The organism is Bacillus sp. P4_D3 (assembly GCF_056401855.1).
Map to the genome: position 1 here is coordinate 1 of NZ_JBFUIN010000241.1, position 4,809 is coordinate 4,809.

A 4,809-nucleotide genomic window follows, 5' to 3' on the forward strand; every position below is an offset into this window, starting at 1 on the left:
TACCTAAAACAATGAAAGCCCTACCTCTCTTTCATCCTTACGGCTCCTCGTCCGTGCCAGTGTGAATCAGGATTGCAAAAATCAAGTAACTATTTTATCGAGTTATTTAATTAAACTTCGAACATTCGTAAAAGAAATTAAAAAATAAAAATGGATTAAATTGTAGTAATAACAAAAGAGGTTAATGCTCTAAAAGTGGTTTGAAAGAGTTGAATGTCTTTGAAATGATTGATTTTCTATAATTATATTCCCAAAAAATTCAAGATCTTTTTTGGGATGTAATACATTATCTACAATGAATCTTAACAAAAGCTTTTTATTTGATTTTCTGTGATACCTTCAATTAATCCCAGCTCACTAATCAAAAATTCATGTGCGTTATCTAACATTTTCTTTTCGCTTGCATTAAGTGCTTTTTCTTTCTGCATACGTAATAAATCACGTACAACTTCAGCACCTTCTTGTATTTTACCCGTTTTTATTTTATCAGTGTTCAATTTATACCTTTGTTTCCACGTAAGTAATCTATCTGATTCCCCATGCTGAAAAATATCTATTATGTTTGTTAATGCCTTTATATCTGTAACTGGTCGTATATTTGAATTCAATATTTTCCCCATAGGAATMATTACTTCCATATTACTAGCCGACATTTTTATAACATAATACTGTCTTTTTTCTCCTGAGATTTCCTTTTCTTCTATGGCTTTAATTATACCTGCTCCGTGCATTGGATAAACRATGTTATCGCCAATTTGAAACAAATAATCCACCTCCATATATGGTAACCTTCTCAATCTTAACACACATTTATTTTTTTAGCAAAATTTTTATAATATCACAAAATTATTTTCTATGTCAATTTATTTACACATAAAAATTCAAGCTGTACAGAAACACTAAAAAACCCGCATTTTGTTACATTTTCCACACACATATCTATTCTAATTTCACATTCTCATTTAACATAAAAACACATTACTACATATGAGTAGTAATGTGTTTTTTATAAGGTATAGGAAAACATTCACTTTTAATTTTACGTCTATATACTAACCTGCTTACGAACTGTTTCTCGCGCTAAAAGAAAACTCATAATCACTTGCGCAGCTACTCTACTCGTCATATCTCTAAAATCAAGAGTTGGATCAATTTCTACTATATCCATCCCTTGAACGAGTGGCTCTTTACCAAGGAATTCAATTGCATCAAGTAAAGTTGTACTATCCATTCCACCAGGACCGATTGCTGGACAGCCTGGCGCAAACGCTTGGTCTAATACGTCCATATCAAGAGAAATATAAATAGAAGTCACACCTTGTTTTCTTAATACTTCAATACTTTCTGAAATAAGATCTTTTATTTCTCGCTCTCTTACATCTTTCATTGTATACACTGTCACGCCATGCTCTTTTGCATATTCATGGTACGCTCGTGCATTTGAAAAATTACGAATCCCAATTTGAACGAGTTGTTTTCCTGTAATCACATCATTTTCTAGTAAACTACGGAACGGTGTACCATTTGATGGACCACCATCATCTAAATTACGTAAATCATGATGGRCATCAAATTGAATAATACCGACCTTTCCTTTACTATTTGCAAACCCCGTTATACTCGGAAAACTAATCGAGTGGTCACCACCAAGAACGATTGGTATCATTTTCGGATTTACTTTCGTCAAGTGACCAACTGTTTTCGCAATTCGGTTATGACTCTCTTTTATATCTGTCACATGCATCGTAATATCACCGCAATCATGAAGAACACTTTCTTTCATATCATGTTCTTCTGTAATTGCGTACGTGCTATATGCATCTAACATTGAACGAATTGTTTTTGGTGCAAAACATGCTCCTGAATGACTAATAGATGGTTTAGAAAGGGGTGCTCCAATTAAGGCAGCACCGAATATTTCCTCTCCTTCCTCCCAATCTTTAATCATTTCGCTCCATTTCGTTACTTCGCGATCGATAAACTTTGCATTTTTCTTTAAATAGTGGCCGTGCTCCACGATTGTTCACCTCTTGTATATGCGATATTACCATTCTTCCATACTGTATTTACATGACTTACGCCGTAATGGTACGGTACGTAAGCGTAATTATACGCATCCCATAAAACTAAATCCGCCTTACGACCAACTCTAATTTTCCCAGCTACATCGCCTCGATTAATGGCATAAGATGAGTTAACCGTTACGGCATTCCAGACTTCTTCTGGTGTCATTTTCAGTTTCAGCATCGCAATGCTCATAATAAGCTGAATGTTTTCAGTTGGACAGCTACCTGGGTTAAAGTCTGTAGCTAAAGCAACCGCAACACCTTCATCGATCATTTTGCGACCGCGTGCGAAACTTTCTTTATTTAAATAGAAAGTTGTTCCTGGTAATAAAGTTGCTACTGTATTAGAATTCGCAAGCATTTCAATTCCTTTATCAGAAGCGCCAACTAAATGGTCCGCTGACGCTGCACCGATTTCAGCCGCTGCTTCCGCACCACCAAGAGGGTCGATTTCATCTGCATGAATTTTCACATCAAAGCCCAGCTCTTTCGCTTTTAATAAAAATTCTTTTGATTCTTCTACAGAGAACACACCTGTTTCACAGAAAATATCAACGAACTCAGCTAATTGCTTCTCTTTCATCTCTGGTAATAGATCTAGCATCCATTGTAAAAATTCTTTCGATCTTCCTTTATACTCTTTCGGAACTGCATGAGCACCTAAAAATGTTGAAACTAAATCAATTGAATGCTCTTTTTGTAATTGTGCAGTTACCTCTAATTGTTTCCATTCCGTCTCATCATCTAATCCGTAACCACTCTTCGCTTCTACGGTTGTTACACCGAAAGATAGCATACGGTCTAAATGAAATTTCGCTTTTTGAACAAGTTCTTCTTTCGATGCTTGTTTCGTTGCATTTACAGTTGAAAGAATACCTCCGCCTTGTTCTAAAATTTCTAGGTACGGAACTCCTTGTAATTTTAGCGCGATTTCATTTTCACGAGATCCACCAAATACAAGATGAGTATGCGGATCTACAAGACCAGGAGAAACCATTTTTCCACCGCAATCAATAACCTCTTTCGCTTGTAATCCTTTAGCTTCTTCCGCTGTTCCAACGAAAGTAATTACGCCGTTTTCGATTCCAACAGCACCGTTTTCAATAACAGGAAGCGTGTTCATCGCTTCCTGTCTTAACAAGCCATCTTCTTGATCCATTGTTAGTAATTGACCGATATTTATTAGTAAAGTGTCCAGCATGTTTCTTCCTCCTTATTTCATCATTGGAATGTTAACGCCTTTTTCTTTCGCAGTTTGAATCGCTAAGTCATAGCCAGCATCAACGTGACGAACAACACCCATACCAGGGTCAGAAGTTAATACGCGTTCAATACGTTTTGCCGCTGCTTCTGTTCCATCTGCAACGATAACCATTCCAGCATGAAGTGAATAACCCATACCAACGCCACCACCGTGGTGAACAGATACCCAGCTTGCACCGTTTACACTGTTAATTAATGCATTTAAAATTGGCCAGTCTGCTACTGCATCACTACCGTCTTTCATAGATTCTGTTTCACGGTTTGGAGATGCTACTGATCCGCAATCTAAATGGTCACGGCCGATAACGATCGGTGCTGATAATTCACCATTAGCCACCATTTCATTAATAATGCGGCCAAATTTTGCACGCTCACCATAACCAAGCCAACAAATACGTGATGGAAGACCTTGGAACTCAACTTGCTGACGTGCCATACGAATCCAATTACATAAATGCTCATTATCCGCGAACTCGCGTAAAATAACTTCGTCTGTTTTATAAATATCTTCTGGATCACCAGAAAGTGCTACCCAGCGGAATGGTCCTTTTCCTTCACAGAATAATGGACGGATAAATGCTGGAACGAATCCTGGGAAATCGAAAGCATTTTTTAATCCTTCATCGAAAGCAACTTGGCGAATGTTATTTCCGTAATCAAATGTAATCGCACCTTTTTCTTGCATTGCAAGCATTGCTTCTACATGTTTTTTCATACTTTCTTTTGATAATTGTACGTAACGTTCTGGATCTTCTTCACGAAGTTTCTCTGCTTCTTCTACTGTATAACCTACTGGAATATAACCATTTAATGGATCATGAGCAGATGTTTGATCCGTAACTAAATCTGGCGTAATATTACGCTTCACTAGCTCTGGTAAAATCTCTGCCGCATTTCCTAACAGTCCAATTGAAATTGGCTCTTTCTTCTCTTTATACTCGTTCGCAATAGTTAACGCTTCTTCTAAAGACTCTGTATACAGATCACAATATCTCTTTTCAATACGACGGTCGATACTACGCTTATCTACATCAATAGCAATTACAACACCGCCGTTCATCGTTACAGCAAGAGGTTGTGCGCCACCCATGCCACCTAAACCAGCAGTAATCGTTACAGTACCTTTTAATGAACCATCGAAATGTTGACGTGCCGCTTCACCAAATGTTTCATATGTTCCTTGTAAAATCCCTTGTGTTCCAATGTAAATCCAGCTACCTGCTGTCATTTGTCCGTACATCATAAGACCTTTTTTCTCTAGTTCACGGAAGTGATCCCAGTTCGCCCATTTTGGTACTAAGTTTGAGTTCGCTAAAAGAACGCGAGGCGCATCTTCATGTGATTTAAAAATTGCAACTGGTTTTCCTGATTGAACAAGTAACGTTTCGTCGCTTTCTAACGTTTTTAATGAATCAACAATTGCATGGTAGCTTTCCCAGTTACGAGCTGCCCGGCCAATTCCGCCGTATACAACTAATTC

General features: G+C 37.5%; 4 protein-coding genes. All 4 read right to left on the bottom strand.

Features of this window, described 5'->3' with window-relative positions:
• Positions 1 to 302 precede the first annotated feature (302 nt).
• Positions 303 to 764 carry a CarD family transcriptional regulator gene (locus tag AC1DTM_RS18265; RefSeq protein ID WP_477000609.1) on the bottom strand — a complete coding sequence of 154 codons (462 nt, stop codon included), beginning with the start codon at positions 762 to 764 and terminating at the stop codon, positions 303 to 305.
• Positions 765 to 1,045: 281 nt separating this feature from the next.
• Entirely contained in the window at positions 1,046 to 2,017 is a 972-nt protein-coding gene (gene hutG, locus AC1DTM_RS18270; protein WP_477000610.1) for a formimidoylglutamase, read from the bottom strand.
• Positions 1,996 to 3,267 carry an imidazolonepropionase gene (gene hutI, locus AC1DTM_RS18275; RefSeq protein WP_002111179.1) on the bottom strand — a complete coding sequence of 424 codons (1,272 nt, stop codon included), beginning with the start codon at positions 3,265 to 3,267 and terminating at the stop codon, positions 1,996 to 1,998. Before hutI ends, hutG begins: the two co-directional genes overlap by 22 nt.
• A gap of 12 nt (positions 3,268 to 3,279) precedes the next feature.
• The coding region (gene hutU / locus AC1DTM_RS18280) for a urocanate hydratase (RefSeq protein ID WP_477000611.1) at positions 3,280 to 4,809 on the bottom strand (1,530 nt) is incomplete at its 5' end.

What these genes read in the sequence shown, in the direction of transcription:
- hutI (WP_002111179.1), bottom strand. Translation starts at nt 3,267, where the DNA reads ATGCTGGACACTTTACTAATAAATATCGGTCAATTACTAACAATGGAT.